Annotated in this window: 23 protein-coding genes and 4 tRNA genes; 2 read left to right on the top strand and 25 right to left on the bottom strand. The window is 68.0% G+C overall.

Going from position 1 to position 25,014, the window contains the following annotated elements; all coding sequences use genetic code 11:
• Positions 1-46: 46 nt before the first annotated feature.
• The 10 genes from rplJ to CS062_RS04740 form a co-directional block, all read right to left on the bottom strand.
• Positions 47-565, bottom strand: a complete 519-nt coding sequence (gene rplJ, locus CS062_RS04695) for a 50S ribosomal protein L10 (protein WP_099860296.1) — start codon at positions 563-565, stop codon at positions 47-49.
• 394 nt (positions 566-959) lie between these two features.
• A complete protein-coding gene (gene rplA / locus CS062_RS04700; protein WP_099860297.1) occupies positions 960-1,667 on the bottom strand; it encodes a 50S ribosomal protein L1 in 708 nt (235 codons plus the stop codon).
• A gap of 1 nt (position 1,668) precedes the next feature.
• Complete coding sequence (gene rplK, locus CS062_RS04705; RefSeq protein ID WP_091728125.1) at positions 1,669-2,100, bottom strand: 50S ribosomal protein L11; 432 nt, start codon at positions 2,098-2,100, stop codon at positions 1,669-1,671.
• A 218-nt stretch (positions 2,101-2,318) separates the two neighbouring features.
• Positions 2,319-2,903, bottom strand: coding sequence for a transcription termination/antitermination protein NusG (nusG, locus tag CS062_RS04710; protein ID WP_091731642.1), 585 nt, complete (start codon positions 2,901-2,903; stop codon positions 2,319-2,321).
• A 22-nt stretch (positions 2,904-2,925) separates the two neighbouring features.
• Entirely contained in the window at positions 2,926-3,309 is a 384-nt protein-coding gene (gene secE / locus CS062_RS04715) for a preprotein translocase subunit SecE (RefSeq protein ID WP_099860298.1), read from the bottom strand.
• A 147-nt stretch (positions 3,310-3,456) separates the two neighbouring features.
• A tRNA-Trp gene (locus CS062_RS04720) sits at positions 3,457-3,532 on the bottom strand.
• A 17-nt stretch (positions 3,533-3,549) separates the two neighbouring features.
• Positions 3,550-4,740 (bottom strand): elongation factor Tu, encoded by a 1,191-nt coding sequence (gene tuf / locus CS062_RS04725; RefSeq protein ID WP_091728089.1) that lies wholly within the window; start codon positions 4,738-4,740, stop codon positions 3,550-3,552.
• A 43-nt stretch (positions 4,741-4,783) separates the two neighbouring features.
• Positions 4,784-4,858: transfer RNA gene (locus tag CS062_RS04730), tRNA-Thr, on the bottom strand.
• Between the two features lie 71 nt (positions 4,859-4,929).
• Positions 4,930-5,003 (bottom strand) — tRNA-Gly (locus tag CS062_RS04735).
• Positions 5,004-5,085: 82 nt separating this feature from the next.
• Positions 5,086-5,171 (bottom strand) — tRNA-Tyr (locus tag CS062_RS04740).
• A gap of 441 nt (positions 5,172-5,612) precedes the next feature.
• Here CS062_RS04740 and CS062_RS04745 point away from each other — a divergent pair.
• On the top strand, positions 5,613-8,252 hold the full coding sequence (locus tag CS062_RS04745; protein ID WP_099860299.1) for a TonB-dependent receptor: 2,640 nt from the start codon (positions 5,613-5,615) through the stop codon (positions 8,250-8,252).
• Between the two features lie 120 nt (positions 8,253-8,372).
• Here the strand turns inward: CS062_RS04745 and CS062_RS04750 are convergent, their stop codons facing one another.
• The 15 genes from CS062_RS04750 to trpE form a co-directional block, all read right to left on the bottom strand.
• Positions 8,373-9,083 (bottom strand): DUF6445 family protein, encoded by a 711-nt coding sequence (locus tag CS062_RS04750; protein ID WP_199174168.1) that lies wholly within the window; start codon positions 9,081-9,083, stop codon positions 8,373-8,375.
• 28 nt (positions 9,084-9,111) lie between these two features.
• Positions 9,112-10,185, bottom strand: coding sequence for an acyltransferase family protein (locus CS062_RS04755; RefSeq protein WP_099860300.1), 1,074 nt, complete (start codon positions 10,183-10,185; stop codon positions 9,112-9,114).
• Between the two features lie 28 nt (positions 10,186-10,213).
• A complete protein-coding gene (locus CS062_RS04760; protein WP_099860301.1) occupies positions 10,214-11,116 on the bottom strand; it encodes a glycoside hydrolase family 16 protein in 903 nt (300 codons plus the stop codon).
• Entirely contained in the window at positions 11,113-12,468 is a 1,356-nt protein-coding gene (locus tag CS062_RS04765) for an MFS transporter (protein WP_099860302.1), read from the bottom strand. The genes CS062_RS04760 and CS062_RS04765 overlap by 4 nt, the downstream gene beginning before the upstream one ends.
• A 66-nt stretch (positions 12,469-12,534) precedes the next feature.
• Positions 12,535-14,016 carry a beta-N-acetylhexosaminidase gene (nagZ, locus tag CS062_RS04770; RefSeq protein ID WP_099860303.1) on the bottom strand — a complete coding sequence of 494 codons (1,482 nt, stop codon included), beginning with the start codon at positions 14,014-14,016 and terminating at the stop codon, positions 12,535-12,537.
• 46 nt (positions 14,017-14,062) lie between these two features.
• On the bottom strand, positions 14,063-15,073 hold the full coding sequence (locus CS062_RS04775; RefSeq protein ID WP_099860331.1) for an SIS domain-containing protein: 1,011 nt from the start codon (positions 15,071-15,073) through the stop codon (positions 14,063-14,065).
• Positions 15,063-16,202: an N-acetylglucosamine-6-phosphate deacetylase gene (nagA, locus tag CS062_RS04780; protein WP_099860304.1), complete on the bottom strand. Its 1,140-nt coding sequence runs from the start codon at positions 16,200-16,202 to the stop codon at positions 15,063-15,065. The genes CS062_RS04775 and nagA overlap by 11 nt, the downstream gene beginning before the upstream one ends.
• Positions 16,199-16,942 (bottom strand): GntR family transcriptional regulator, encoded by a 744-nt coding sequence (locus CS062_RS04785; RefSeq protein ID WP_099860305.1) that lies wholly within the window; start codon positions 16,940-16,942, stop codon positions 16,199-16,201. Before CS062_RS04785 ends, nagA begins: the two co-directional genes overlap by 4 nt.
• 16 nt (positions 16,943-16,958) lie before the next feature.
• The gene (locus CS062_RS04790; protein ID WP_099860306.1) at positions 16,959-17,903 is read right to left on the bottom strand and encodes a glucosamine kinase nucleotide-binding domain-containing protein; all 945 of its coding nucleotides are present in this window, start codon (positions 17,901-17,903) and stop codon (positions 16,959-16,961) included.
• Positions 17,904-18,130: 227 nt separating this feature from the next.
• Positions 18,131-18,832, bottom strand: a complete 702-nt coding sequence (locus CS062_RS04795) for a uracil-DNA glycosylase (RefSeq protein ID WP_099860307.1) — start codon at positions 18,830-18,832, stop codon at positions 18,131-18,133.
• Between the two features lie 8 nt (positions 18,833-18,840).
• Positions 18,841-19,632: an indole-3-glycerol phosphate synthase TrpC gene (gene trpC / locus CS062_RS04800; protein WP_099860308.1), complete on the bottom strand. Its 792-nt coding sequence runs from the start codon at positions 19,630-19,632 to the stop codon at positions 18,841-18,843.
• A 78-nt stretch (positions 19,633-19,710) separates the two neighbouring features.
• A complete protein-coding gene (trpD, locus tag CS062_RS04805) occupies positions 19,711-20,751 on the bottom strand; it encodes an anthranilate phosphoribosyltransferase (protein WP_099860309.1) in 1,041 nt (346 codons plus the stop codon).
• 13 nt (positions 20,752-20,764) lie between these two features.
• On the bottom strand, positions 20,765-21,835 hold the full coding sequence (gene ltaE, locus CS062_RS04810) for a low-specificity L-threonine aldolase (protein ID WP_099860310.1): 1,071 nt from the start codon (positions 21,833-21,835) through the stop codon (positions 20,765-20,767).
• Entirely contained in the window at positions 21,832-22,416 is a 585-nt protein-coding gene (locus CS062_RS04815) for an anthranilate synthase component II (protein WP_099860311.1), read from the bottom strand. The genes ltaE and CS062_RS04815 overlap by 4 nt, the downstream gene beginning before the upstream one ends.
• Before the next feature lie 27 nt (positions 22,417-22,443).
• Positions 22,444-23,928 (bottom strand): anthranilate synthase component I, encoded by a 1,485-nt coding sequence (trpE, locus tag CS062_RS04820; RefSeq protein WP_099860312.1) that lies wholly within the window; start codon positions 23,926-23,928, stop codon positions 22,444-22,446.
• A 379-nt stretch (positions 23,929-24,307) separates the two neighbouring features.
• Here trpE and CS062_RS04825 point away from each other — a divergent pair, with 379 nt between their 5' ends.
• Positions 24,308-24,985, top strand: coding sequence for a chalcone isomerase family protein (locus CS062_RS04825; protein WP_199174169.1), 678 nt, complete (start codon positions 24,308-24,310; stop codon positions 24,983-24,985).
• The last annotated feature ends 29 nt before the right edge of the window (positions 24,986-25,014 follow it).

The following is a 25,014-nucleotide window of genomic DNA, read 5'->3' on the forward strand; positions in this document are numbered from 1 at the left end:
AGGTTCCTAAATACAGAGTGTTTTGATTGCGCGAATGCAGCGTCGATCAGGCGGCAGGAGCTTCGGCAGCGACTTCGCCGCCACCCTTCTGCTGAGCCAGGGCAGCCAGCACGGCCGCGGTGCGTTGCACCGGCGACTTGAGCAGGCCGGCGATCTGCGACAGCAGGACTTCCTTGGTCGGGACAGCCGCCAGCGCCTTCACGCCGTTGACGTCCAGAGCCTTGCCGCCGTAGGCACCACCCTTGATGACGAGCTTGTCGTTGGTCTTGGCAAAGTCAGCGATGACTTTGGCAGCCGCGACAGCGTCTTCCGAAAAGCCGTAGATCAGCGGGCCGACCATGGCATCCGAAGCAGCCTCGAACGAGGTGCCGGCGACAGCGCGGCGAGCCAGGGTGTTCTTCAGGACATGAAGGTACACGCCTTGGGCACGCGCGGTGACGCGCAGCTTGTTCAGGGCTTCAACGGTGAGGCCACGGTACTCAGCCAGCGCCAGCGTCTGGGACTTGGCGGCTTGCGCTGCCACGTCGGACACGACGGCCGCTTTCTCGTTGCGATTGAGACTCAAGGTCTACTCCTCACATTACGCCTTCGACGCACCGCTTGCGCGACGCATCTCGGGCACCGGAATCAGCGACCTTCTGTCAGGAACCCATCACGCCGAGACGTGATTCGAATCCTTTCAGCGGGACCGCCATCTGCGCTGGCTGGAGACCGAAGCCTCCGATTAAGCGATTTCCCCGGTACTGCGGGATCTCTCGCCAGCGGTCTTGGATGACCTGAGTTCGACTCGTTGCACCCGGCCTCGGAGCTTGCGAGCTCCAAGGCCTTCGGCACGCACAAGACAGTCCGCAGGGACTGTCTTGGGTCGAGCCTCAGCCCACCAAATTCATCAGCATCACGCCAGACTCGCGTGACGCCTCATCTGAAGCGCCGGGCCGCGGACGCGGCCCGAGCCCTGCTTAGGCAGCAGCGGCGGCGTTGATCGTGCCGACGTCCACGCGGGCGCCCACGCCCATCGTCGACGAGACAGCGACCTTGCGCAGGTAGATGCCCTTGCTCGAGGCCGGCTTGGCCTTGTTCAGGGCTTCGATCAGCGCGCGCAGGTTGCCTTCCAGCTTGTCGGTGTCGAACGAGCGACGGCCGATCGTGCCGTGGATGATGCCGGCCTTGTCGACGCGGAACTGGACCTGACCGGCCTTGGCGTTCTTGACAGCGGTGGCGACGTCCGGGGTCACGGTGCCGACCTTCGGGTTCGGCATCAGGCCGCGCGGGCCCAGGATCTGACCCAGGGTACCGACGATGCGCATCGTGTCCGGCGAGGCGATCACGACGTCGAAGGGCATGTCGCCCGCCTTGACGCGCTCAGCCAGGTCTTCCATGCCGACGACGTCGGCGCCGGCCGCCTTGGCTTCCTCAGCCTTGGCGCCTTGGGCGAAGACGGCGACGCGCTTGGTCTTGCCGATGCCGTTGGGCATCACGACGGCACCGCGAACCACCTGGTCCGACTTCTTGGCGTCGACGCCGAGTTGGATCGACACGTCGATGGCTTCATCGAACTTCGCGGTGGCGCATTCCTTGACGAGGTTGATCGCCTCGGTCAGCGCGTACAGCTTGGTCGACTCGACCTTGCCCTGCAGGGCTTGTTGACGCTTGGTCAGCTTGGCCATGTCAGACACCCTCCACGATGATGCCCATCGAACGGGCGGAGCCGGCGATGGTACGGACAGCGGCATCCATGTCGGCGGCCGTCAGGTCCTTCTGCTTGGTCTTGGCGATCTCTTCCAGCTGGGCACGGGTCAGCTTGCCGACCTTGTCCAGATGCGGGCGCTGCGAGCCCTTGTCGATCTTGGCAGCCTTCTTCAGCAGCACGGTCGCCGGGGGCGACTTGATGATGAAGGTGAAGCTCTTGTCCGCGAAGGCGGTGATCACGACGGGCAGCTTGAGGCCCGGCTCATAGCTCTGCGTCTGGGCGTTGAACGCCTTGCAGAATTCCATGATGTTCAGACCACGCTGACCCAGCGCGGGACCGACCGGAGGCGACGGGTTCGCCTTGCCAGCCGGGATTTGCAGCTTGATGTAGCCGACAATCTTCTTGGCCATGTTTTCTCCTGATGGCGACACGACGGCCACGCCGTTTCGCCTGAGTGCTAGCGCGAGGGGCTGGTCCGGAGGACGTACCCTCGCTCCTCTTGTCCGCTTCTCGTTGCGGACTGGTCACGGAAGGTTGCGCCGGCTTTCGCCGTCGAGCACCTTCGGGCTCTTGTTCATTGGCCGGAACGGCGAATGGCGGCCCGAGCCGCCATGCCGTCCATCAGCCGTCAGACCTTCTCGACCTGCGCGAAGTCCAGCTCAACCGGCGTCGCACGTCCGAAGATCGTGACCGACACGCGCAGCTTGGACTTGTCGTAGTTGACTTCCTCGATGCTGCCGTTGAAGTCGGTGAACGGGCCTTCCTTGACGCGGACGATCTCGCCGACGATCCATTCCACCTTCGGCTTGGGCTTGTCGACGCCCTCTTGCATCTGGTTGACGATCTTCATGACCTCGGCTTCCGAGATCGGCGCCGGGCGGTTCTTCGCGCCGCCCACGAAGCCGGTGACCTTGGACGTGTGCTTGACCAGGTGCCAGCTGTCGTCGTCCATCACCATTTCGACCAGCACGTAACCGGGGAAGAAGCGGCGTTCGGTGACGGCCTTCTTGCCGTTCTTCAGCTCGACGACTTCCTCGGTCGGCACCAGGATGCGGCCGAACTTGTCCTGCATGCCGGCGCGGTCGATGCGCTCACGCAGATTGCGCTCGACGGCCTTCTCCATGCCGGAATAGGCATGCACGACATACCAGCGCTTGGCCGGGCCAGCGGGCGCGGTCGACTCGGTCGCAACGACGTTTTGATCTTCGCTCATCTTGGTCCCCATCCGTTCCCGCTCAGCGCTTCCAACCCAGGATCAGGTCGTACAGCACCCACTCCAGCGTCTTGTCGGTGAACCACAGGAAAAGCGCCATCACCACGACGAAGGCGAACACATACAGGGTCATCTGGCCGGCTTCCTTGCGAGTCGGCCAGACCACCTTGCCCACTTCCTTGATCGAGTCCTGACCGTAGGCGATCAGCGACTTGCCGGACTCCGACGTGAAGAACGCGCCCACGGCGGCAGCCAGCAGCGCCAGCAAGGCGCCCCACTGCACCCACGGGCCCTGCTTGCTCAGCGCGTAGAAGGCGACGATCGCGGCCAGCAGCAGCAGCACGGCGCCGGCCAGCTTGACCTTGTCGGCGCCCGTCGTCACGGTTTCGACTTGAGGATTGGACATTGAACTCACTTCCGTCGCGACTCAGCGCCGCGACATTTGTTCGCCTGGAAACATTCCAGCCGAACCCACCAGCAGCAAAGCCCGCCGAGATGACTCCCGCGGGCTTGGCGCGACCACTAGGACCAACGTTCGCTTATCGCTGATCGTTGGCAGGGGCAGAGGGTCTCGAACCCCCAACCTTCGGTTTTGGAGACCGACGCTCTGCCAATTGAGCTATGCCCCTGTGGCCTCTAACTTGAATTACTCGATGATCGTCGCGACGACGCCCGAGCCGACGGTACGACCGCCTTCACGGATGGCGAAGCGCAGGCCTTCTTCCATGGCGATCGGCGCGATCAGCTTCACGGTGATGCTGACGTTGTCGCCAGGCATGACCATTTCCTTGTCCTTCGGCAGCTCCACGGCGCCAGTCACGTCCGTCGTGCGGAAGTAGAACTGGGGACGGTAGTTGTTGAAGAACGGGGTGTGACGGCCGCCCTCTTCCTTGCTCAGCACGTAGATCTCAGCAGTGAAGTGCGTGTGCGGCTTGATCGTGCCCGGCTTGGCCAGCACCTGGCCACGCTCGACGTCTTCACGCTTGGTGCCGCGCAGCAGGATGCCCACGTTGTCGCCCGCTTGACCTTGGTCCAGCAGCTTGCGGAACATTTCCACGCCGGTGACGGTGGTCTTCTGCAGATCACGGATACCCACGATCTCGATTTCCTCGCCGACCTTGATGATGCCGCGCTCGACGCGACCGGTCACCACCGTGCCACGACCCGAGATCGAGAACACGTCTTCCACCGGCAGCAGGAACGCACCGTCCACGGCGCGCTCAGGCGTCGGGATGTAGCTGTCCAGCGCGTCGGCCAGGCGCATGATCGCCTGCTCGCCCAGGTCGCCCTTGTCGCCTTCCAGCGCCAGCTTGGCCGAACCCTTGATGATCGGCGTGTCGTCGCCCGGGAAGTCGTACTTGCTCAGCAGCTCGCGGACTTCCATCTCCACCAGCTCCAGCAGCTCGGCGTCGTCCACCATGTCGCACTTGTTCAGGAAGACGATGATGTACTTCACACCGACCTGGCGCGCCAGCAGGATGTGCTCGCGGGTCTGGGGCATCGGGCCGTCAGCGGCCGAGCACACCAGGATCGCGCCGTCCATCTGCGCCGCGCCCGTGATCATGTTCTTCACATAGTCAGCGTGGCCCGGGCAGTCAACGTGCGCGTAGTGGCGGTTGGCCGTCTCGTACTCGACGTGCGCGGTGTTGATCGTGATGCCGCGTGCCTTTTCTTCCGGCGCCGCGTCGATCTGGTCGTAGGCCTTGGCTTCGCCGCCGAACTTGGCCGCCAGCACGGTCGCGATCGCGGCCGTCAGCGTCGTCTTGCCGTGGTCAACGTGACCAATCGTGCCCACGTTCACGTGCGGCTTGGTACGTTCAAACTTGCCTTTTGCCATCTTGCGCTCCTGGCGATCAGATCAAGAAACGAGAGAAGAGGGTTGGTGCCCATGACGCGGATCGAACGCGTGACCTCTCCCTTACCAAGGGAGTGCTCTACCACTGAGCCACATGGGCATCGACACAGGATTGATGACCTTATCAGCAAACCTGTGTCGATATCTCGACACGACACCTTCAACTTCCGATGGAGCGGGAAACGGGAATCGAACCCGTGTCATTAGCTTGGAAGGCTAAGGTTCTACCATTGAACTACTCCCGCCCGGGAGTTTTCCAATTCCAGCTGCTTGAACCGCGAAGCGGGTGACGATCACCCGCTTCGTTGCTCTTGCATCTGTTCGCCCTGGTGGAGGAGGCTGGATTCGAACCAGCGTACGCGTAAGCGGGCAGATTTACAGTCTGCTGCCTTTAACCACTCGGCCACCCCTCCGAGGCGAGCCCACGACTATAGCACCGTTCTTTTTTGGCGCAAACACTTTTTGGCTCGCGCGCCTCTGACGTGCGATAGGCGCTCCGCGGCTTGCGCCACCAGGACACGATCACGGCGCCCACGCGGACCACCCTTAATACCAATTCAAGCCCAACTGGTCTCATCGGCCGGCCTGCCCACGCCTCGGCGGCCGCCAGGGCACAGACCGCCGCGACACCGCTGTCCATGCGGGTCGCGGCGATGCCACAGCAGGGAAAACACCGGCGTCAAACTGGTAGCAAAGTGGCGTTACCGCTCGTTATAGTGGCATGGCATTGGTTGCATTGAGGTGTATTCGGGGGCGCCAGCTGCATGCCACTCCGCCGAAGGGTGTCGTGATTTCAGGTGCCGAGTCTTCATCAAAGGCCAACAACTCCCAGGCCATTCGAGGAGCAGTTCATCATGAAGGTCAACAAGACCCCAATCGCGGCGGCGGTGACGCTGACGCTGCTGAGCGCGGCGTTCGCCGTGCAGGCGCAGGAACAGAAGAAGGACGACGGCACCCAGCTGGAACAGGTCGTGGTGACCGGCATCCGCGCGTCGCTGCAGTCGGCCGCCAACATCAAGAAGAACGCCAGCGCCGTCGTGGACGCGGTGAGCGCCGAGGACGTGGGCAAGCTCCCCGACTCCGACGTCGGACAGGCGCTGGGCCGCATCCCCGGCATTTCGGTCGGCCGGGCGTTCGGCCAAGGCGCCTCGGTGTCGATCCGCGGCACCGACCCGCAGATGACGTACACCACGCTGAACGGCCAGACCGTCGCGTCCACCGGCTGGTATGACCAGATGGACATCGACCGCTCGTTCAACTATTCGCTGCTGCCCGCAGAAATGATCGGCGGCATGGAGGTCTACAAGTCCTCGCAGGCCAACCTGACCGAAGGCGGCATCGGCGGCACGGTGATCGTCAAGACCCGCAAGCCGCTGGACCTGAAGGCCAACACGGTCTTCGGCAGCGTGCGCTACGGCGACGGCACCATCAGCGACTCGGAGAAGGAAGTCTCCGGCCTGTACAGCTGGCGCAACGAGGGCCGCAGCCTGGGCGTGCTGGTCGCCGCCGGCCTGTCCAAGGGCGACTACATCCGCCGTGGCGTGGAAGCCGACAGCCGCTGGAACAGCGACGTGGCCCCGACCGCCTTCGTGCAGGAGCGCAAGCGCACCTCGCTCAACGTCGCCCTGCAGGCGCGCCCGGTCGAGGGCTTCGAAGTCGGCCTGAACCTGTTGAAGCTGAAGCTGGATGCCGACAGCTCCAACTCCAGCGATTACCTGATGCATGACCAGAATTGCGACAAGCGCAATACCGAGGTCAAGTCGGACTTCAACCCGAACGGCATGTGCCTGCACAGCACGACCACGGCCGCCAACCCGCTGCCGCACAAGTTCTTCCAGGTCTGGGCGCGCGGCGCCAGCATGGACTCGGAAAGCGCCGTGGCCGACGCCCACTACACCCTGGGCAGCGCCAAGTTCGACCTCGTCGTCGGCACGACCAAGGCGGATGGCGGCACCTCGGCCACCACCAACTACCAGACCGCCGCCTTCGACGGCGCCGCCGGCCCCTTCACGCGGCCGAACTGGCAGGGCACGATCGACGCCACCGGCAAGCAGATCAAGGTCAACCCGAGCAACAACCAGTCCTGGGGCATCGGCGCCCTGCCCGCGCAGATGTCGCCGGAAACCTGGGCCACCTCCGCCGGTCCCAACAAGGACAAGGAAAAGTTCGGCCAGCTCGACGCCACCTTCGAACTGGACTGGGGCGTGATCAACGCCTTCAAGACCGGCGTGCGCTTTGCCGACCACACCTTCGAGAAGCGCAGCTACCGCCCGATCTGGAACGCGACGATCACGCCGGTGGCCACCTCCGGCCTGTTCGATGGCTCGGTGAACGTCGGCGGATGGACGGTGCCGCGCGCCAACATCGGCGCGATGCTGGACAACACCAACCGGAACATCTCCGGCTGGGTCGAGGACCGCTCCGGCTATGGCGAGCTGAACGAGAAGAACCGTTCGGTCTACGGCATGTTCGAGTTCGAGACCCAAGGCCTGCGCGGCAACTTCGGCCTGCGCTACATCTCCACCAAGGCCACCAGCACCGGCTACCTGTTCGACGGCGTGACGCCGGCCGACCAGTACGCCGGCAACCAGAACTGGGCGAAGACCACCACGTCGACCAAGTCGTCCTACAACGACGTGCTGCCCAGCCTCAACCTGGCCTTCGACCTGAAGAGCAACCTGGTGCTGCGGGCCACCGCCTCGCAAGCCATCACCCGCCCGAACTTCGCCAACATGTTCGGCGTGACCGTGTCCGGCTACAACGACGACCGCAACGGCAACGAGACCTGGACGATCGGCAACATCGGCCTCAAGCCGATGAAGTCGAGCCAGGCTGACATCGGCCTGGAGTACTACTACGGCCGCGGCAACATGATGTCGGCCACCTACTTCATCAAGGACATCTCCAACTTCGTCGTCGCCAACGCCACGCCGAACCAGAAGGTCGGCCTGGTCGATCCCAAGACCGGCGTCGACAACTGGACGGTGCAGAGCTTCCAGAACGCCGGCGGCGGCAAGATCCGCGGGGTGGAACTGCAGGCCAACCACGCCTTCGGCAACGGCTTCGGCGCGCAGGGCAACTACACCTTCACCGAAGGCACAGCGCCGGCCAGCAGCTACCTGGATGGGCTGAACCTGTTCACCCAGTCGTCCAAGCACAACGTGAACCTGGTCGGCTATTACGAGAACGAGCAGTACTTCGCCCGCCTGGCCTACAACTGGCGCTCGAAGTACATGATCCGCGAAGGCGCGTTCTGGTACGGCAACCGCATGCACGATGCCTACGGCACGCTGGACGCCAGCGTGGGCTGGAACATCACCAAGAACCTGCGGCTGTCGTTCGAGGCGATCAACCTGACCAAGGAAGACGACGTCCAGTACGGCGCCGCCGCGGCCTCCAACACCGCCATCAAGGATCCGCTGCGCGCCGGCTATCCGGCCTGGAGCTTCAAGGGCGAGACCACCTACAAGCTGGGCCTGAGCGCCAAGTTCTGACCGGCACCGCCGCGTCACCTCGAAAGCCCGGCAGCCGCCGGGCTTTTTTATTGCGCTGCGCGGCTGAACAGCCGCGCGAGCCAGCGGCTCCGCTGCCCGCCGGCCAGCAGCGCTCGCGCACTAGAAGTCGTAGAAGGTGGTGATGGTCAGCCGGCCCTGGCGCGGGTCGCTGCTGAGCCCCAGCGCGGGGTTGACGATGGCCGAGTGCAGCAGGCTGCCCCGGTAGGCCACCAGTCGGTTGAATCGCGCCGGCAGCATGCCCAGCAGCTCGAAGCAGTCGTCCGAGTCGCTGAAATAGCGCGGCGGCGCTGGGCAGCGCTCCATCTCCGCATAGATCAGGTCGCCGTAGCGCTCGCGCTGATCGGCGGTGATCTGCTGCAGGCCGCTGGCCTTGTGGCGGTAGAAGGCGGTGCCGCCATGGCGCTCGTCGCAGAGGTAGAGCATCACGGCCATGAAGTGCGGCGTGCTGGCGTCGAAATGCGGCACCCGCTGCAGCGGTCCCAGGTCCTCGGGGGCCACCGTCGTCACCGAGAAGGCGCACGGCGACTTGCGCAGCGGCAGTTCCTCGGGGACGCCGAAGTTCAGCCGGATCAGCGGGTCCAGCAGCTCCGTCAAGGTTTCGCTGTAGGCCGCGGGCACCGGCGCCCGCAGCCCGGGATAGCCCTTGCGCTCGTCAGCGCCGGGACAGCGCTCGAAGCGCGCCTGGCAGGCCGCCTCGACCAGCGCCTGCGGATGCGCGAGGAAATCGTCGATGACGACGACCGGATGCTCCCCGACCCGCACCGAGCGGATGTCGGGCGGCATGCGAATGGCGAAGGTCTCCGGGCTCATGGACCGGTATTGTGCGGGCGCGGCCCGCTCAGATCTTCCAGTACCAGCGGCGCCGGTCGAGCTCGCGCACGATGAGCCACCACACGCCCACGAAGGCCACCGCGAAGCCCAGCGACTGCGCACGCGGCCCGAGCCAGGCGCCCAGCCAGCCCAGGCCCTGGCCGTACAGCGTCGGCATCCAGCCGAAGGCCGCGATCAGGACGCTGCAGATCCAGGCCCCCGCGTAGGCCGCGATCGCGTTGACGCCGAAGCTGCGGAACAGCGCGGGCGCGCCGAGCCGGTCGATCAGCGCATGCGCCGCGAGCAGCACCAGCGCGGCCAGCCCGCCGGTCCACAGCACGAAGGAAGGCGTCCAGAGGTTCTTGTTGATCGGCATCAGGCCGATGGCGTCGAGCGCGAAGCCCGTGGCCGCCGCGATGAGGCCGACGGCCGCGAGCTGCCTGAGGGCGCCGGCGCGCAGCGCCTCGCCGCAGCGCCAGCCCAGCAGCGCCGTCGCCAGGGCGCCGAGCGTCGCGACCAGGCCTTCCGGGTCATGGCCGAGGCCGGTCACCGGATCCCACTCATAGCCATGGGGACCGAGCAGCCACGCATCGACACGGCTGGCGATGTTGCCGGCCTTGTCGAGTGGGCCGCCCCACAGCAGCAAGGCGCCATACCCGACCAGCAGGGCGGCGAGCCAGACGCGTTGACCGGCGGCCCGCCACTGGATCGCGATGAGTCCGGCGAGCGCGAAGCACAGGCCGATGCGCTGCAGCACCCCGGGAATGCGCAGCGCCGGCTTGTCCATCAACCACCAGGCCAGCGCGTGCAGCACCAGACCCAGCGCCACGATGCGCAGGCCACGCTTGACCACGGTGACGCGCAAGGACGTACCGTCGCCGGCCTCGATGCGCGCGCCCATGGCCAGCGACAAGGAGACGCCCACGATGAACAGGAAGAACGGGAACACCAGGTCGGTCGGCGTCCAGCCGTTCCACGCCGCGTGCTCCAGCGGTGGGTAGACGTGGCTCCAGTCGCCGGGGTTGTTGACCAGCAGCATCGCGGCGACGGCCAGGCCGCGCATCGCGTCGACGGACGCGATGCGTTTCGAGGAAGCGTTCATGGGACGAGGATCGGAAGGAAACAGACGCTCAGAAGTCGCAGCGGCTCTCGAGCGCGGGCGTGGCCGGCGGGACCTGGTCGAGCCGCGCGATGCCGCCGGCGCGCCAGCGCTTCACCTGCGCTTCCACCTGGGCCGGGCTCAGGACGGCGTCCTTCGCATGGAAGACCCAGTCGACGTCCTGCTCGTAGACCCGCGGCGGGCCGCCTGCGTCGCCCGTGGGCAGCGGACCGCCCGGCGAGAACCACAGGTTGAAGTTGATCGACATCGGCACCACCGGATAGTTGCGGCCGCCGTGTTCGTCGACCTTGCGGCCGTCGATGAACCAATAAGTGCGGCCGTCGGCGACCTGCATCACCAGCGTGTGCCAGTCGCGGCCGCGCTCGCCGAGCGGGCCGAACTCCTCGTGCTGCTGGTTGAAGGCCAGCCACGGCTCCAGACGCACCGTCTGCCAGGTGATGCCATAGATGCGGGTCTTGTCGCTGCCCCAGCCGCCATTGGGCAGGTACTCCCAGTCGAGCTCGCTGAACTCGGGATCGAAGTCATGCTTCAGCGGGCTGACCGCGTAGAAGGTCTGGATCACCGGATCGCCGTCGGCACCGCTCACCGGCTGGTCGCTGAAACGGAGCCGGGCGGCGTAGGTGCCGGCCAGGTACTTGCGCTGGTGGCACACCTGCACCTGCGTCGTGCCGGGGCCGGTGCCGTCGGTCGTGCCGCGCAGACGCAATTGCCCGTCCACCAGGCTCAACGCCTCCGGCGCCCAGCGCGCGCCGGGCAGCCCCGGATGGCCGGGCGCGCTGCGCGCCGTCCACCCCTGCTTGAACAGGGCCGCCGTGTCGGCGTAGCTGAAGTCGTCGAAGAAGAAGGCCGGCTCCTGGCCGGCATGCGCGGACATGGCGGCAACGACCAGCGTCGCCGCGAACCAGGTCTTCATACGGTGCGCTCCACAGGTTCCGCGGCCCCCGACGCGGCCACGGTCGGCGCGCTCGACTTGCCGGGCATGCGCACGAACAGCAGCAGGATCAGCGCCGGGGCGCCACAGGCGATCGTCCACAGGAAGAAGTGCTCGTAGCCCATGGCGACCTGGATGTCGCCGCTGATCGTCTTGGACAGGATGAAGCCCAGCTGCATCACGCCCGAGCCGAGCGCGTAGTGCGCCGTCTGGTACCGGCCCGGCGCCACCGCCTGCATGATGTACAGGATCATCCCGACGAAACCGAAGCCGTAGCCCAGCATCTCCACCGCCACCGCGAAGCCCACATGCCACAGGTCCGCCGGCATCGTGACGGCGAGGTAATAGAAGGTCGCGTTGGGCACCGCCATCGCCACGATCAGGAAAGGCATCGCGCGACGCAGGCTCAGCCAGCTGGTGAAGTAGCCGCCGACGATGCTGCCCGCCAGGAAGGCCGCCGTGCCGACCGTGCCGTAGATGCCGCCCACCTGCTCGGTCGTCAGGCCCAGGCCGCCCTTGTCGCGCGCCTCGATCAGGAACAGCGGACCGATCGTCTGCACCTGGCCCTCGGCAAAACGGAACATCACGATGAACAGGATCGACAGCCAGATCCCGGGCTTGCCGAGGAAGTCGGCGATGACCTCCCGCAGCGTCCTCAGGACGCCGGTGGCGGTGAGGTCGCCGTGGTCCGTGTTCAGCGCGCCCGGCAGCGCGTAGGCGTTGTAGCTGGCCAGCACGAAGAGCAGCACCGAGAGCAGCGCGAAGATCACCGACCACGCGTTCATGACGCCGATGCCGCGCTCCAGGTGACCCGCGAGCACCAGCAGCCCGCCCAGCGTCAGGAACTTCGAGGCATTGAAGAACGCGCCCTGCCAGCCGGCGTAGGCCGCCTGCTGCTTGTCGTCGAGCGAGGCCATGTAGAGGCCGTCACAGGCGATGTCGTGCGTCGCGGACGCATAGGCCAGCAGGAACAGCACCGCGATGCTGGCCGCGAACCACATCGGCAGCTGCAGCGCGATCACCATCAGGGCCAGGCCGACCGCGCCGGTGTACTGCCCCGCCACGACGATCAGCTTCTTGCTGCGGGCCAGCTCCAGGAACGGACTCCACAGGGGCTTGAAGGCCCAGGCCAGGCCGAGCAGGCCGGTCCAGCGCGCGATCTGGTCGTTGGACACGCCCATGTTCTTGAACATCAGGCCGGCGATCAGCATGACGACGAAGAACTGCATCCCCTGCACGAAGTACAGGCTCGACACCCAGCGGATCGGGCTGCGCTGCGCGCGGACGGGCTGGCCCGCGGCGGGGCCGGCGGGAGAGGTGGGCGATGAGCTCATGGGGAGGACCTCGGTGCGTGCGGCGCGGACGGAAGACTTCGGAACGAAGGGAGCGTCAGGAGGACATCAGTCCAGGGTGACCGGCGACCGGCCGCCGGCCTGCCCCCTCCCCTGCAGCCACGCACCCAGCGCGTCCAGCGCGCCATCGGCATAGCCCCAGCTGATCACCGTGGGCGCGGCCACGTCCAGCGCCTGGAACGGATTCCACAGCACCAGGTGCAGGTCGGGCCGCCAGCCGCCGGCCTGCGCGCCATACCGCGCCCGATGCGTCGAGGCGACGATGGTGAAGCGGCCATCCGTCGGCACCGTCGCCCAGTCGAGGGCGGTGATGTCGGCGAGCGAGACGAACTCGACGTCGCTGTAGCCCTCGAACAGCGCGCGCACCTGCGCACCGGTCGGCCCTGCCTCGGACACACCATCGGTCGGCACCTCGTCCTGCACCAGCACGCGGGTCGGGCGATCGGTCGCCGGCGGCAGCGCGCCGCGCAGCGCGCTCAGGCCGGCGGACCAGGCTCGACGCATCAGCCGGTCATCGGCCTCGCGCGGCGCGCCCTGGTAGTCGTCGAAGCGGACCGGGAACTCCCGCGCCAGCCGGTCCAGCCGGGCCTCGGCCTGACGGCCGCGCTCGACGCTCAGGTCGCCGCGGGTCAGCGCGTCCTGCAGCGCGTGGATCGCCTGCGCCTGCTCGGCCAGGGAGCCCTGCGCCAGGATCATGTCGGCGCCCGCGTTGATCGCCAGCACCGCCGCCTTGGCATAGCCATAGCGCTCGGCGATGGCCTTCATCATCAGCGCGTCGGTGATGACGACGCCGTCGTAGCCGTACTCGTCGCGCAGGATGCCGCCCAGGATCGTGCGGGACAAGGTCGCCGGGTAGTGCGGGTCGATCTGCGGATAGACGATGTGCGCGGTCATGATCGACGGCGCCAGGTCGCGCAGCGCCTGGAACGGCTTGAGCTCGAGCGCGTCCAGTTCGGCGCGCGACTTGTCCACCGTCGGCAGGTCCAGGTGGGAATCGACATGCGTGTCGCCATGGCCCGGGAAGTGCTTGATGCAGCAGGCCACGCCCGCGTCCATCGAGCCCTTCATCCAGGCGCCGGCCAGGCGGGTGACGGTGTCGGCGGTCTCGCCGAAGCTGCGCTCGGCGATCACCGGATTGGCCGGGTTGTTGTTGATGTCGGTGACCGGCGCGAAGTTCCAGTTGATGCCGATGCCGCGCAGCCCGCGCGCCACCGCCGCGCCGACCTGCTCGGCCAGCGCTTCGGCGCCCGCGGCGCCCAGCGCCATCGCCGACGGCGGTTGCGGCAGGAAGGTCGCCCGCACCACCGAGCCGCCCTCCTGGTCCAGGCCGATCAGCGCGTCGGGGCCCAGGGCCTCGCGCAGGTCGCGGGTCAGCTGGCGGACCTCGGCCTCGGTGCCCAGGTTCTTGCGGAACAGGCAGACCGCGCGGATCCGGTTGTCGCGCAGGAAGGCCGCGGTCGCCGCATCCAGCGTCTTGCCCTGGATGTCCACCATCACCAGCCGGCCCGGATGGAATGCTTGCTCGCTCATGTCGTTCTCTTCTGCCTGGCCCGCGGATCGCCGGCTGGGGTGGAAATCAATGGGTCTTGGTGACCTTGGCCAGATGGCGCGGCTGGTCGGGGTTCAGCCCCCGCGCCTGCGCCAGCGCCTCGACCATCGGATAGAAGCTCTGCACCGCGGCGATCGGATCGAGGTCCTCGTTGCCGGTGCAGGTCAGCGGCAGTTCCGCGCCCGGCGTGCCTTCGGGCGCCGCCAGCAGCACGCGCGCGCCACGGCCGCGCATCTCCTCGGCCAGCGCGAGCAGGCCCGCCTGCGCCGGTCCGCGCGGCGCGAACACCAGCAGCGGATAGCCCTCGTCCACCAGCGCCATCGGTCCGTGCTTCACCTCGGCGCCGGAGAAGGCCTCGGCCTGGATGCCGCAGGTCTCCTTGAACTTCAGCGCCGCCTCCAGCGCGATCGGCAGCGAGGTGCCTCGGCCGATGACGAAGAGCTTGTCCGCGCCCTTGAGCGCCTCCACCGCCACATCCCAGCGTTGCCTGGCGGCCTGCTCCATCGCCTGCGGCAGCGTCTGCAGCGCGGCGGCGAGGTCCTCGTCGCCCTGCCAGGCGGCGACGACGCGGGCGCCGGCCACCAGCTGCGCGATGTAGCTCTTGGTCGCGGCCACGCTCTGCTCGACGCCCGCATGCAGGCGGAACACATGCTCGGCGGCGGCCTCCAGCGGCGAGCCGTCGGCATTCACGAAGGCCACGGTGCGCGCACCGTTGGCACGGAAGTACTGCGTGGGCGAGACCAGGTCCGGGCTCTGGCCCGACTGCGAGAACGCCAGCGACACCAGGCCCTTGCTCTCGATCCTGCTTTGATAGAGCGTGATCAGCGACATCGGCAGCGAGGTCACCAGACGACCCAGTCGCGCCATGACCAGGTAGGCCAGGTAGTGGGACGCGTGGTCCGAACTGCCGCGGGCGATCGTCAGCAGCGCGCTCGGCGGCTGCTCGCGCAGCGCGTCGCCCAAGGCCGCATAGGCGTTCTGATCGGCGGCCAGTTGACGGGCCACCACTTGCGGCGCGCTCAGCGCCTCATCCAGCATGCGCGAGGTCAATCGCTTCTCCTTCGACGACCACGCTGTGCAACTGCAAGCCACGGTCCATCACGACAAAGTCCGCCCAGGCGCCCGGGGCCAGGCGGCCCCGATCGTCCAGACCCAGGTAATCGGCCGCGTTCGTCGAGACGCGCCGCGACGCGTCCTCGATCGGCAGGCCCAGCTTCAGCACCAGGTTGCGCAGCGCCTGGTCCATCGTCAGCGTCGATCCGGCCAGCGTGCCGTCGGGCAGGCGCACGCCGCCCAGGCACTTGGTGACGCGATGGCGGCCGAGTCGGTACTCGCCATCGGGCATGCCGGCCGCCGCCGTCGAATCGGTGACGCAGAACAGGTGCGGGATGCTGCGCAGCGCGACGCGGATCGCGCCCGGATGCACATGCAGCAGGTCGGGAATGATCTCGGCGTAGCGCGCGTGGGCCAGCGCCGCGCCGACCATGCCGGGCTCGCGGTGATGCAGGCCCGTCATCGCGTTGAACAGGTGGGTGAATCCCCCGGCGCCCCGGGCCAGCGCGGCGACGCCGTCCTCGTAGGTGCCCAGCGTGTGGCCGATCTGGATGCGGAAGCCCGCTTCGCTCAGCCGCTCCACGAGTTCGAGATTGCCGGGCAGCTCCGGCGCCAGCGTGATCAGGCGGATCGGGGCCAGCGCATGCAGCGCGCGGATCTCGTCGATCGACGCGGCCTTGGCGAAGTCCGGCTGCGCGCCGAGCTTGCCGGGATTGATGTAGGGCCCTTCCAGGTGCACGCCCAGCACGCGAGCGCCACCGGCGGGCCGCTCGGCACAGGTGGGCGCGAGCGCGCGCATCGCCTGACGGATCTCGTCCAGCGGCGCGGTCATCGTCGTGGCCAGCAGCGAGGTCGTGCCGTGCCGCGCATGCAGCTGCGCGAGCCGCGCGGCCGCGTCGCCGCCTTCCATCGTGTCGCGGCCGGCGCCGCCGTGGACATGGGTGTCGATGAAGCCAGGGAGGATCAGCGGCAGGTCCTGCGCGCCGTGCCGCACCTCGTGCTCGGCGACGGCACTGCCGTCGATGCGGACGATGCGTCCCTTGTCATGTTCCAGCACACCGCGGATGAAGCCGCCAGGTGTCAGTACGAATCCGTCGATGTGCTGGGTCGTCATCCGTCTCGCCTCATCTCCGCGACGAAGTCGTAGTAGTCGCTGCGGCAGTAGGAATGGGTGAGCTCGACGGCCTGACCCTGGTCGAGGTAGCCCACGCGGGTGATGAACAGCACGGCCTGGCCGACCGGCACTTCCAGCAGTCCGGCCAGACGCGAGTCCGCATTGATCGCGCGGATGTGCTGCAGCGCCCGCACCGGCGCGCCGCCGTGCTGGGCGAGGTGCTCGTACAGCGAGGACTCGACCTTCTGGGGTTCCGGCAGCACCGCCTCGGGCAGCACCGACAGCTCATAGGCCATGACGACCGCATCGGCCAGGCGCAGGCGTTCCAGGCGCGCGACCCGTTGACCGGTGGTCAGGCCCAGCGACAGCTGCTCGTCCGGCGCCGCCATGGCGAAGCCGCGCGTCAGCCAGCGGCTGCTGGGCTTGAAGCCACGCTGGTGGAGTTCCTCGGAGAAGCTGGTCAGGCGCGAGAGCGGCTGCTCGAGCTTGGGCGCGATGTAGTTGCCGGAGCCGCGCTTGCGCACGATCAGGCCCTGCTCGACCAGGCGGTCGATCGCCTTGCGCGCAGTGACGCGCGACAGGTCCAGGGATTCCGACAGCACGCGCTCGGACGGCAGCGCCTCGTCGGCCTGGTACTGCCCTTCGCGGATCGCTTGCGCCAGCTTGTGGGCCAGCTGCATGTACAGCGGCGAGGCGGCGGCGGGATCGGGCTTGAACTGGAAGGGCAGCTTGGTGCTCATCGGGCTTCTCTGCTTCTCAACGGGGTTCGGAGAGAGCGCCGCGGACCAGCCGCAGCGCACCGTCGGCCGAGTCGCCCTGGGGCGACACGCAACGGGCCCGAATGTTGCCTGAGAAAAGTCCCGCGAGCCGCTGCGCCACGCTGCCCGCCAGCGACAGCGGCAGCTGCTGCGAAGGGTCCAGCGCGAGCGCGAGCTGCTCCAGTTCCGCCACCGCCTGCGCGACCAGCGCGGCCGCGGCCGGATCCGATCCCGCATGCTCGAAGACGAGCGGCGCCAGCTGCGCATAGGCATGCTGCCCGGCCTGGGCGACCCAGGCGTTGATCGCGTCGCGATCCTGCTCGTGCTGGCAGCCGGCGACGCCCCACACCGCCTGGGCCAGCGGGCCCGGTTGGGCGCGGCCGTCCATGGCCTTCTGGGCCTGGCGCATCGCCTGGATGCCGAGCCAGGCGCCGCTGCCCTCGTCCCCGCCGATCCAGCCCCAGCCGCTGACGCACACCAGCGAGCCATCGGCGCGCAGGGCCTCGCCCACGGTGCCGGTGCCGGCGGCGATGACGCCCCCGGGCCGGCCGGCATGGGCCCCGATGACGGACGTGGTGCCGTCGTTCACGAGTTCGATGTGGGCATAGCCGGGCTGCTGCGCGATGAAGGCCTGCGCCTGCGCGGCGACGCCGGCGCCGGACAGACCGAGGCCGATGCCGGCTTCGGCGAGCGGCAGGCGTTCGATGCCGGCCTTGGTCGCGGCCTCCTGGACGGCCGTCTGGATGTGACGCCAGGCCTGGGCGATTCCCTGGCCGAGCGCCGACGGGCCGGCCCAACCCTGTCCGAGCAGCCGTCCATGGATATCGCTCAGCCGCACCCGCGTGCCGGTACCACCGCCATCCACCCCCACGAGGTAGCGGACGGCGGTGAAGCGCGGCTGCAAGGGCGCGGACCAGGCGTCCGCCAAGGGGTGGCTCTTCATGATTAATACCAGTTTAGTACCAAAAAACGCGGAGCGTCAATTGGTAGCGCACTGGACTTAACCCTGATGTGCGAGCCGCTCCGCGACGGGAATGCAGGTTATGACCACCACAGTACCAGTTATGGCTTCACTGAGGGATCGTGGGGAGGGAGTATGCGGACTTCAGTCGATCGCACTCGCCCGCTGGCGGGAGAGGGCGGGGTGAGGGCCAGCGGTGGGGGCGGTGATCAGTCCAGCGACCAGGACAGCTCGACGCCCTTCCCGCGCAGCCATTCGCTCGCCGCCGAGAAGTGACCGCAGCCGATGAACGGCGCCGGTCCACGCGTCGCGGAGAGCGGCGACGGATGGTTGGCCTGGAGCACCAGATGCCCCTGTCCAGCCGCCTCGATCAGCGGCGCCTTGGCCTGTGCATGGGCGCCCCACAGCAGATAGACCTTCGGCGACGGATCCCGCGCGGTCGCCGCGATGAGCGCATCGGTCAGCGACTCCCAACCCTTCTTCGCGTGCGAGGCGGCGGCCCCGTCCTCGACGGTCAGGCTGGTGTTGAGCAGCAGCACGCCGCGGCGGGCCCAGGCGCCGAGATGGCCCGACATCGCCGGCTGCTGCCCCAGGTCGCGCTGCAGTTCCTTGAAGATGTTGCGCAGCGACGGCGGCAGCTTCTGGCCTGCGGGCACCGAGAACGCCAGTCCCTCGGCCTGCCCGGGCCCGTGGTACGGGTCCTGACCGACGATGACCGCCTTGGTGTTCGTCAGCGGCGTCAGCCGCAGCGCTCGCAAGGGATCGGGCGGATAGATCGTCGCGCCGGCGGCCAGACGCGCCTTCAGCAGCGCCTCGATGCGCTGGCCGTCAGCGCCGGCGCGCCAGGCATCGATCAGCGGCTGCCAGCCGTCGCCGGCCCGCCAGTCGACGGCTTGCAGCGTCGCGGACATCGCCGGGCTCAACCGAACAGCGCCGACAGCGCCACGCCCGGGTCGGGCGCGCGCATGAAGGCCTCGCCGACCAGGAAGGCGTTCACCTGCGCATCGCGCATGCGCTTGACGTCGTCGAGACCGAGGATGCCCGATTCGGTCACCAGCAGGCGATCCGCGGGCACCTGCGGCAGCAGCCCCAATGTCGTGTCCAGCGTGACCTCGAAGGTCTTCAGGTTGCGATTGTTGATGCCCACCAGCGGGGTCTTCAGGCGCAGCGCGCGCTCGAGCTCGGCCCCGTCGTGGACCTCGACCAGCACGTCCAGGCCGAGGCCCAGCGCGCAATCCTCGAGTTCCGCCATCAGCCCGTCCTCCAGGCTGGCGACGATCAGCAGGATGCAGTCCGCCCCCATCGCGCGCGCCTCGTAGACCTGGTACGGGTCGACCATGAAGTCCTTGCGCAGCACCGGCAGTGCGCAGGCGGCGCGCGCCTGCTGCAGGTAGTCGATCGAGCCCTGGAAGTGCGGCGCGTCGGTGAGCACGCTCAGGCAGGCCGCGCCATGCTGCTCGTAGCTGCGGGCGATGTCGGCGGGACGGAAATCGGCGCGCAGCACGCCCTTGCTGGGACTGGCCTTCTTCACCTCGGCGATCACGCCGCTGCGGCCGGCGGCGATCTTGGCGCGCAGGGCTTTCGCGAAGCCGCGCGTGGGCTCGGCGCGCGATTCCGCCTCGGCACGCAGCGCGGCCAGCGGCAGGCGGGCCTGCGCGGCAGCGACCTCGTCGCGCTTGACGGCATTGATGCGATCCAGGATGTCGGACATGGCTTTCTCACTTCAGGTCCGGCGCCAGGGCCGGGGGCGGTCGACGCCGAAGCCCGCTCGGGCCTGGCGTCGCCGCGGTCAGGACTGCGCCGCGGCTTGCCGCTGCGTCTCGGCGACGAACTGGTCGAGCTTGGCGCGCGCCGCGCCGGACTCGATCGCCGCGCGCGCCTTCACGATGCCGTCGGCGATGGACTCGACGACATTGGCCGCATACAGCGTCGCGCCGGCGTTCAGCAGCACGATGTCGCGCGCCGCGCCCGGTTCATTGCCCAGCACGCCCAGCAGGATGCGGCGGCTCTCCTCGGGGCCGCTCACCCGCAGGTTGCGGCTGGCGACCATCGGCATGCCGAAGTCCTCGGGATGGATCTCGTATTCGCGGATCTCGCCGTTGCGCAGTTCGCCGACCAGCGTCGCCGCGCCCAGCGAGATCTCGTCCATGTTGTCCTTGCCGTAGACCACGACCGCATGCTGCGCGCCCAGGCGCTGCATCACGCGGACCTGGATGCCGACCAGGTCCGGATGGAAGACGCCCATCAGGATGTTGGGCGCATTGGCCGGGTTGGTCAGCGGGCCCAGGATGTTGAAGATCGTGCGCACGCCCAGCTCCTTGCGGACGGGCGCGATGTTCTTCATCGCCGGGTGATGGTTGGGCGCGAACATGAAGCCGATGCCGGTCTTCTGCACGCAATCGGCCACGGCCTGGGGCGGCAGCGACAGCGTCACGCCGAGCGCCTCCAGCACGTCCGCGCTGCCGGTCTTGGACGAGACGCTGCGGTTGCCGTGCTTGGCCACCTGCGCGCCGGCCGCGGCCGCGACGAACATCGAGCAGGTCGAGATGTTGAAGGTGTGCGCGCCATCGCCGCCGGTGCCGACGACATCCACCAGATGCGGCCCGGGATCGATCGGCACCTTGACGGAGAACTCGCGCATCACCTGCGCGGCGGCGGTGATCTCGCCGATGGTCTCCTTCTTCACCCGCAGCCCGATCAGGATCGCCGCGGCGGTCACCGGCGAGATCTCGCCGCTCATGATGCGGCGCATCAGCGCCAGCATCTCGTCGTGGAAGATCTCGCGGTGCTCGATGACCCGCGTCAGCGCTTCGTTGTCGGTGATGGGCATGGCAGCCTCCCGCTCAGGCGTTGAAGAAGCGGCGCACCGCCGCGATCGCATGGTCGACGCCGGCGGCGTCGACGTCCAGGTGGGTGACGAAGCGCAGCTTGTAGAGGCCCGTCGCCAGCACGCCCTGTGCCTTCAGATGCGCGACCAGCTTCGCGGCGATGTCCCTGTCGACGTCGCAGAACACGATGTTGGTCTGCGGCGCCTCGACCGTCAGGCCGGGCAGGCCGCGCAGGCCTTCGGCCAGGCGGCTGGCGAGCGCATGGTCCTCGGCCAGGCGCCGGACCTGATGGTCGAGCGCGTAGTGCGCCGCCGCGGCCAGCACGCCGGCCTGGCGCATGCCGCCGCCGAGCATCTTGCGCGAGCGGTGCGCGCGCTGGATCAGCTCGCGCGAGCCGCACAGCACCGAGCCCACCGGCGCGCCCAGGCCCTTGGAGAAGCACACCGACACGCTGTCGAAATGCCCGCAGATGCGCCGGGCCGCGGCATACGGATCGCCGCCCTCGGCGGCGGCCACGGCGACCGCCGCGTTGAACAGGCGCGCGCCATCGAGGTGACGGGCCAGGCCGTGTCGTCGCGCCAGCTCGGACGCGTCGGCCAGATAGCCCATCGGCAGCACCTTGCCGCCGATGGTGTTCTCCAGCGCCAGCAGCCGGGTGCGCGCGAAATGGGCATCGTCGGGCTTGATGTTGGCCTCGATGTCGGCCAACGGCAGCGAGCCATCGGGCGCATGGTTCAGGGGCTGCGGCTGGATCGACCCCAGCACCGCGGCGCCGCCGCCTTCCCAGCGGTAGGTGTGGGCGAACTGGCCGACGATGTACTCGTCGCCGCGCTGGCAATGCGCCATCAGCGCGCACAGGTTGCTCTGCGTGCCGGTGGGCATGAAGAGCGCCGCCTCGAAGCCCAGGCGCTCCGCCAGCGCCGCCTGCAGCGCATTGACGCTGGGGTCGTCGCCGAAGACGTCGTCGCCCAGCGGCGCCGCGGCCATGGCGGCACGCATGCCGGCGCTGGGCTGGGTGACGGTGTCGCTGCGCAGGTCGACGACCGTCGCGCGGGCGTCCGTGGCCGTGTTCGTGCTCGCATTCATCGCGCCAACTCCAGGAAGTTCTTGAGCATCGCGTGACCGTGCTCGGACAGGATGGATTCGGGATGGAACTGCACGCCCTCCAGCGGCGTGGCGGTGCCGGCCAGCGCGCGGTGGCGCACGCCCATGATCTCGCCGTCCTCGCTGCGCGCGCTGATCTCCAGCTCGGCCGGGATCGTCGCTTCCTCGATCGCCAACGAGTGGTAGCGGATCACGTCGAAACGCTCCGGCAAGCCGCTGAAGACGCCCTGCGTGTCGGTGGTGATCGTCGAGGACTTGCCGTGCATCTGCACCTTCGCGCGGACGATGTTCCCGCCGAGCGCGGCGCCGATGCTCTGGTGGCCCAGGCACACGCCCAGGATCGGCAACTGGCCGATGAAGCGCTGGATCGCCGGCACGCAGATGCCGGCTTCCTTCGGCGTGCAGGGGCCTGGCGAGAGCACGAGGTGGGTGGGCTTGAGCGCCGCGATCTCGTCGAGCGTGATCTGGTCGTTGCGGACCGTCTTCACCTCGGCGCCGAGTTCGGCGAAGTACTGCACCAGGTTGAAGGTGAAGCTGTCGTAGTTGTCGATCATCAGCAGCATGTCGTTGCTCCTTCGTTCACTTCAGCTTCAGAAACCTTCCTCGACCAACTCCGCGGCGCGCAGCAGCGCGCGCGCCTTGACCTCGGTCTCCTTCCATTCGAGCTCGGGGACCGAGTCGGCCACGATGCCCGCCGCCGCCTGCACGTACAGCACCTGGTCCATGACGACGCCGGTGCGGATGGCGATGGCCAGGTCCATGTCGCCGCCGAAGCTCAGGTAGCCGCAGGCGCCGCCGTAGATGCCGCGCTTGACCGGCTCGAGCTGGTCGATGATCTCCATCGCGCGGATCTTGGGCGCGCCCGAGAGCGTGCCGGCCGGGAAGGCGGCGCGGAACACGTCCATGTTGCCGACGCCGTCCTCCAGCAGTCCCTCGACGTTGCTGACGATGTGCATCACATGCGAATAGCGCTCGACCGCGAAGGCGTCGGTGACCTTGACGCTGCCGGTCCGCGCGATGCGACCGATGTCGTTGCGGGCCAGGTCGATCAGCATCAGGTGCTCGGCGCGCTCCTTGGGATCGGCCTTGAGCTCCACCTCGAGCGCCTGGTCCTGCTCCGGCGTGCCGCCGCGCGGACGCGTGCCGGCCAGCGGGCGGATCGTCACCTTGCGGCCCTCCGGCGTCGATTCCTGGCGCACCAGGATCTCGGGCGAGGCGCCGACGATCTGGAAGTCCCCCATGTCGTAGAAATACATGTAGGGGCTGGGATTGAGCGAGCGCAGCGCGCGATAGAGGCTCAGCGGCGATTCGGTGTAGCGCTTCTTCAGGCGCTGGCCGAAGACGATCTGCATGCAGTCGCCCGCCGCGATGTAGGCCTTGGCCTTGTCGACCGAGGCGAGGAAATCGGCCTTGTTGAACTCGCGCTCGACCGGATGGGCCTGTCCGCGCACCACGCGCGGCGCGGCCACCGAGTAGCCCAGCTTGTCCTTGAGCTCGGTCAGCCGCTTCTTGGCCTTGAAGTAGGCCTCGGGCTGGCCGGGGTCGGCATAGACGATCAGGTAGAGCTTGCCCGACAGGTTGTCGATGACGGCGAGTTCCTCGCATTGCAGCAGCATCACGTCCGGCGTGGGCAGGCCGCCCTCGGGCGTGGTCTGCGCCAGGCGCGGCTCGATGTAGCGCACCGCGTCGTAGCCGAAGTAGCCGGCCAGGCCGCCGCAGAAGCGCGGCATGCCGGGCCGCAGCGCGACCTTGAAGCGCTGCTGGTAGGCCTCGATGAAGGCGAGCGGATCGCCTTCATGGGTCTCGATCACCGCGCCATCGCGCAGGACCCGGGTGACCGGGCCTTCGCTCTTGAGCACGGTACGGGCGGGCAGCCCGATGAAGGAGTAGCGGCCGAAGCGTTCGCCGCCGACCACGGATTCCAGCAGGAAGCTGTGCCGGCCGGGGCCGTTGCCGGCGCACAGCTTGAGGTACAGCGAGAGCGGGGTCTCGAGATCCGCGAAGGCCTCGCTGATCAGCGGGATGCGGTTGTAGCCGTCGGCGGCCAGGCTTTGGAATTCCAGTTCGGTGATCACGTCGTCAAACCTCTTGTCGACTGCGACGAAGGCCGGTGACGCAGGGCATCACGGCGCGCGCGCAAGCGGAAACTCAGGTCGCCTGTTGGACCTGCCCCGTCGGGTAGGGTGCAGCAAGAGTGTGACGGTGACCCGCGTCCGGGGGATGGAGGGGACGGCGGGTGGCAAGCAGCAGGCGGCTTCAGGTGAAGTCGTGCCAGGATCGCCAGGGCCAGGCTCCCCGGTCGTTCGACCCCTTGATGTGCTTGCGCGTGATAAACATGGTGCGGCGCAGTGTAGCAGGCGGATTCCCGGGGGCCTGGCGCGGGGCGGTTCGCGCATACTTCGCGTCCAGAGCCGGCCGCGGAGCCGGCCGATCCTCCGGAGGGAAGGAGACACCATGTCCAAGCGCAATGTCCTGATGGCCTCGCTCGCGGCCGCGTTGCTGGCGCCCGTGGCGGCGTCCGCCCAGTCGACGTCCCCGGCCGCGTCGTCGGCCACGCCGGCCGCCGCCGCGGTCGAGGTCGCCGGCGTCAAGTACGACGGCACCGCCGAGGTCGCCGGCCAGAAGCTGCAACTCAACGGCGCGGGGATCCGCTACAAGGCGATCTTCAAGGTCTACACCGCCGGCCTGTACCTGAATGCGAAGGCCACCACCCCGGAAGCCGTCCTCGCCAACACCGGTCCCAAGCGCATCCACATCCAGATGCTGCGCGACATCGACGGCGAGGAGCTGGGCAAGCTCTTCACCAAGGGCATGGAGCAGAACGCGACCCGCGAGGAGTTCGGCCGCTCGATCAGCGGCGTGCTGCGCATGTCGGAGATCTTCGTGCAGAAGAAGAAGCTCAAGACCGGCGAGAGCTTCGGCGTGGACTACATCCCCGGCACCGGCACGGTGGTCTTCGTCAACGGCCAGCTGATTCCGGGCGAGCCGATCAAGGGCGAAGACTTCTTCCACATGCTGCTGAAGATCTGGCTGGGGAAGTCGCCGGCGGATTCCGACCTGAAGGTGGCGCTGCTGGGGGGCGCCAAGCCCGCCCCGACGAGCAGCCGCAACGCGGTGGGCAGCAACCGCTGAGGGCTCGCGCGGCGCCCTCGCGGGCGACC

Origin of the sequence: Roseateles chitinivorans, assembly GCF_002761755.1 — a bacterium.
Taxonomy (GTDB): Bacteria; Pseudomonadota; Gammaproteobacteria; order Burkholderiales; family Burkholderiaceae_C; genus Roseateles; species Roseateles chitinivorans.

Bases quoted from the DNA above. Each gene is read 5' to 3' on its own strand.
- rplA (WP_099860297.1), bottom strand. From the start codon at position 1,667: ATGGCCAAGCTGACCAAGCGTCAACAAGCCCTGCAGGGCAAGGTCGAG.
- rplK (WP_091728125.1), bottom strand. From the start codon at position 2,100: ATGGCCAAGAAGATTGTCGGCTACATCAAGCTGCAAATCCCGGCTGGC.
- nusG (WP_091731642.1), bottom strand. From the start codon at position 2,903: ATGAGCGAAGATCAAAACGTCGTTGCGACCGAGTCGACCGCGCCCGCT.
- secE (WP_099860298.1), bottom strand. From the start codon at position 3,309: ATGTCCAATCCTCAAGTCGAAACCGTGACGACGGGCGCCGACAAGGTC.
- tuf (WP_091728089.1), bottom strand. From the start codon at position 4,740: ATGGCAAAAGGCAAGTTTGAACGTACCAAGCCGCACGTGAACGTGGGC.
- CS062_RS04745 (WP_099860299.1), top strand. From the start codon at position 5,613: ATGAAGGTCAACAAGACCCCAATCGCGGCGGCGGTGACGCTGACGCTG.
- CS062_RS04750 (WP_199174168.1), bottom strand. From the start codon at position 9,083: ATGAGCCCGGAGACCTTCGCCATTCGCATGCCGCCCGACATCCGCTCG.
- CS062_RS04755 (WP_099860300.1), bottom strand. From the start codon at position 10,185: ATGAACGCTTCCTCGAAACGCATCGCGTCCGTCGACGCGATGCGCGGC.
- CS062_RS04760 (WP_099860301.1), bottom strand. From the start codon at position 11,116: ATGAAGACCTGGTTCGCGGCGACGCTGGTCGTTGCCGCCATGTCCGCG.
- CS062_RS04765 (WP_099860302.1), bottom strand. From the start codon at position 12,468: ATGAGCTCATCGCCCACCTCTCCCGCCGGCCCCGCCGCGGGCCAGCCC.
- nagZ (WP_099860303.1), bottom strand. From the start codon at position 14,016: ATGAGCGAGCAAGCATTCCATCCGGGCCGGCTGGTGATGGTGGACATC.
- CS062_RS04775 (WP_099860331.1), bottom strand. From the start codon at position 15,073: ATGCTGGATGAGGCGCTGAGCGCGCCGCAAGTGGTGGCCCGTCAACTG.
- nagA (WP_099860304.1), bottom strand. From the start codon at position 16,202: ATGACGACCCAGCACATCGACGGATTCGTACTGACACCTGGCGGCTTC.
- CS062_RS04785 (WP_099860305.1), bottom strand. From the start codon at position 16,942: ATGAGCACCAAGCTGCCCTTCCAGTTCAAGCCCGATCCCGCCGCCGCC.
- CS062_RS04790 (WP_099860306.1), bottom strand. From the start codon at position 17,903: ATGAAGAGCCACCCCTTGGCGGACGCCTGGTCCGCGCCCTTGCAGCCG.
- CS062_RS04795 (WP_099860307.1), bottom strand. From the start codon at position 18,832: ATGTCCGCGACGCTGCAAGCCGTCGACTGGCGGGCCGGCGACGGCTGG.
- trpC (WP_099860308.1), bottom strand. From the start codon at position 19,632: ATGTCCGACATCCTGGATCGCATCAATGCCGTCAAGCGCGACGAGGTC.
- trpD (WP_099860309.1), bottom strand. From the start codon at position 20,751: ATGCCCATCACCGACAACGAAGCGCTGACGCGGGTCATCGAGCACCGC.
- ltaE (WP_099860310.1), bottom strand. From the start codon at position 21,835: ATGAATGCGAGCACGAACACGGCCACGGACGCCCGCGCGACGGTCGTC.
- CS062_RS04815 (WP_099860311.1), bottom strand. From the start codon at position 22,416: ATGCTGCTGATGATCGACAACTACGACAGCTTCACCTTCAACCTGGTG.
- CS062_RS04825 (WP_199174169.1), top strand. From the start codon at position 24,308: ATGTCCAAGCGCAATGTCCTGATGGCCTCGCTCGCGGCCGCGTTGCTG.